This is a genomic window from Streptomyces sp. NPDC004561 (genome assembly GCF_053602155.1).
Genome location: NZ_JBSGDB010000714.1, coordinates 1 through 3297, shown reverse-complemented (window position 1 = coordinate 3297; position 3297 = coordinate 1). Strand labels below are relative to the sequence as shown.

Annotated in this window: 4 protein-coding genes; 3 read left to right on the top strand and 1 reads right to left on the bottom strand. The window is 73.5% G+C overall.

The window, feature by feature from the left end; genetic code table 11:
* The coding region (locus tag ACWEN3_RS44105) for a hypothetical protein (RefSeq protein ID WP_452983678.1) at positions 1–567 on the bottom strand (567 nt) is incomplete at its 3' end.
* 94 nt (positions 568–661) lie between these two features.
* On the opposite strand from ACWEN3_RS44105, the gene ACWEN3_RS44100 reads away from it, so the two are divergent.
* From ACWEN3_RS44100 to ACWEN3_RS44090, 3 genes are read left to right on the top strand one after another with little or no spacing between them, the layout of a single operon-like run.
* Complete coding sequence (locus tag ACWEN3_RS44100) at positions 662–1378, top strand: cupredoxin domain-containing protein (RefSeq protein WP_452983675.1); 717 nt, start codon at positions 662–664, stop codon at positions 1376–1378.
* 3 nt (positions 1379–1381) lie between these two features.
* Entirely contained in the window at positions 1382–2254 is an 873-nt protein-coding gene (gene efeU / locus ACWEN3_RS44095; RefSeq protein ID WP_452983672.1) for an iron uptake transporter permease EfeU, read from the top strand.
* The gene (locus ACWEN3_RS44090) at positions 2214–3206 is read left to right on the top strand and encodes a hypothetical protein (protein ID WP_452983669.1); all 993 of its coding nucleotides are present in this window, start codon (positions 2214–2216) and stop codon (positions 3204–3206) included. Before efeU ends, ACWEN3_RS44090 begins: the two co-directional genes overlap by 41 nt.
* Positions 3207–3297: the final 91 nt, after the last annotated feature.

Sequence of the window (3297 nt, the reverse complement as noted above, 5' to 3'; positions counted from 1 at the left end):
GAGCAGGAGCCAGCCGTCGAGGAAGGTCACCCACCACAGCAGCACCGGTGCGGCCGTGCCCTCGCGGACGTGCTTGCGGTACGCCTTCACCCGGCCGTCGTGCGGCGGCGAGAGCGGGCGCAGCGGTACGACGCCGTGCCAGCCGCCGCCGCAGTACAGCCCGAGGCGGCCGCCGGGCCACTCGCGCACGAGGTCCTCGTCCCAGATGCCGGGCGGGAAGCCGGTGCGCAGGGCCAGTTCCCAGCGGCCGGCGGCGAGCGGGGTGCCGTCGGCCGCCTCCAGCCGGCGCGCGTACTCGTGCGGCCAGTTGACGGACGACCGCAGCAGTGCCGCGCGCGGGGGCGGCAGCGGTGAGCGGTAGCCGTCGAGGCGGTGCAGAAACAGCTCGGGGCAGCAGGGCGCGCTCCCGGCGACCGAGCGGCCGAGCAGCAGCGGCCGTTCCCCCTGCCGCAGCAGCAGCCGGCCGTCGGCGGCGGTCTCGAAGCGCAGTCGCGGTGGACCGGGACGGTCCGCGACGTCCAGCACCAGCCGGCCCCGGCCCAGCGGTTCCCTGCGCGCGTTCCCCATGCCCGTCACCCTCCCACGCCGCCGTGGGAGCCGGATCACGACCCCGAAGGGTGAGAGCAAGGTAAGGCTAAGGTAAGTTCCGCCGGGGGCCTGCATGCGAGCCGTCCGACTGACCGTCACCGCCGCCGCCACCGCGGCCGCTCTGACCGCCCTCACGGCCTGCACCGCGAAGAGCGATGCCGAGGACGGCGCCGCCGTCCAGGTCACCGCGGCCGACGCGGAGTGCGAGACCTCGTCGAAGTCCGTACCGGCCGGGCAGGTCACGCTGAGGATAGAGAACAAGGGCGCGAAGGCCACCGAGGTCGAGATCCTGTTCCCGGACGACCGGATCGTCTCCGAGAAGGAGAACATCGGCCCCGGCACCAGGTACACGCTGACCGCCGAGGTGGAGGCCGGGTCGTACGAGATCGCCTGCCGCCCCGGCATGAAGGGCCACGGCGTCCGGCAGAAGCTCACCGTGACCGGCTCCGGCCGGGCCGCCCGGCGCGACCCGGGACTCGACCGGGCCGTCGCGGACTACCGCCGGTACGCCCAGGACCAGGCCGACGCCACCGTGCCGCTCGCCGGGCGCCGGGGCTACTCCTTCACGGACGGCACCGACGGCCTCGGCCGCCTGGACGCGGGACTGTTCTTCCTGGCCTACCAGCGTGACGTGCGCGAGGGCTTCATCCCGCTCCAGCGCAGGCTGGCCGCGCACGACGCGCTCAACGAGTACATCCAGCACGTGGGTTCGGCGGTCTTCGCGGTCCCGCCCGGCGTCCGGGACGCGGACGACTGGTGGGGCCGCGCCCTGCTGACGAAGGAGGCGTAGCCCGTGTTCTCCAACTACCTGATCGGCCTGCGGGAGGGCCTGGAGGCGTCGCTCGTCGTCTGCATCCTCATCGCCTACCTGGTCAAGACCGGCCGCCGGGACGCCCTGAGGCCGATCTGGGCGGGCATCGGCGTGGCGATCGCCCTCGCGATGGGCTTCGGCTGCGCTCTGGAGTTCGGCTCCCAGGAGCTGACGTTCCAGGCGCAGGAGGCGCTCGGCGGCTCGCTGTCGGTCGTCGCCGTGGGCCTGGTGACCTGGATGGTGTTCTGGATGCGGCGCACCGCCCGGCACCTGAGGTCGGAGCTGCACGGCAGGCTGGCCGCCGCGCTCGCCATGGGCACGGGCGCGCTGGTCGCCACCGCCTTCCTCGCCGTCGGCCGGGAGGGCCTGGAGACCGCGCTGTTCGTGTGGGCGTCGGTGCACGCGGCCTCCGACGGCACCCCCCGCCCGCTGATCGGCGTCGCCCTCGGTCTCGCGACGGCCGTCCTGCTCGGCTGGCTGTTCTACCGGGGCGCCCTGCGCATCGACCTGGCGAAGTTCTTCACCTGGACCGGCGGCATGCTGGTCGTGGTCGCGGCGGGCGTGCTGGCGTACGGCTTCCACGACCTGCAGGAGGCCGGCTGGATCCCCGGCATCAACCACCTGGCCTTCGACATCAGCGGCACCGTCCCGCCGGACAGCTGGTACGGCACCCTGCTGAAGGGCGTCCTCAACTTCCAGCCGGACCCGACGGTCGTACAGGTCACGGTGTGGGCGCTGTACTTGGTCCCGGTGCTCGCGGTGTTCCTCGCCCCGGTAGGGTTCGCCTCCGGGAAGGGGAAGGTGAAGGAGCCCGATGACCAGGGAACGCAGCCCTCGACGGCTTCGCCGGCGTGACCGGAACGCACTCGTAGCGGCGACACTGACCGCTTTGTCCCTGACGGCGAGCGGCTGCGTGGTGGTGCACGGGGAGCGCGAGGTGCTCCCCTCCGCCACCCGGGCCGAGGCCGCCAGGGCCCTGGCCGCGTTCACCGCCGCCTACAACAAGGCCGACAAGGCCTACGACAGCTCCCTGGACGCGCCCTACGTCACCGGCGCCCTCGCCGACATCGACTCGGCCCGGCTGAAGGCGGGCCACTCCAACAGCCCGTCCGGCAACGCGAGTCACACCCCGCTGACGCTGACGGACGCGAGGTTCACCATCCCCAGGAAGGCCGGCTGGCCGCGCTGGTTCGTCGCCGACGCCAAGGGCAACAAGGGCGGCGACGTCCGCTGGCTGCTGGTGTTCACCCGGAGCGACGTGGGCCGGCGGTGGCGGGTGGCCTATCTGACGCTGGTCGCGCCCGGTGCCCTACCGCAGTTCCGCAAGGACAAGGACGGCTGGGCCGAGGCGGTGCCCGCCGGCTCCCCGCGACTGGCCGACCGGCCGAGCGCGTTGAGCCGGGACTACGCGGCCTATCTCAAGCGCGGCGGGAAGACCTTCGCCGACGGCCCGAACACCAGCGGTCTGCGCGCGTACCGCACGAACCGGGCCGAACAGCCGGGCCTGGTCCGGCAGTTCATCGACCAGCCGCTGACCCGCGGCGACTACGCGCCGCTCGCGCTGCGCACGGCGGACGGCGGCGCGCTGGTGTTCTTCGCCACGCACCACTACGAGAAGCAGACCGCCGCGTCCGGCGCCTCCGTGCCGGCCCCGAACAAGGACGTGCAGGCCCTGACCACGGGCGAGATCAGCCAGTCGCTGACCCTGGAGTCCGTCGCCAACCAGGTCGCGCTGGACCCGGCGGGCGGCGGCGCGGTGTCGGTCCTGGGCAGGGTCCAGGGCCTGACCGCCGCGAAGGGCGAGTGATCCGCCCGACGGCTCAGTGGCGCAGGGGCCAGGCCGCGCCCGGCCGGCCGGGGGTCTTCAGCCAGGCGGTGCCGTTGTCGATGGTGCCGTC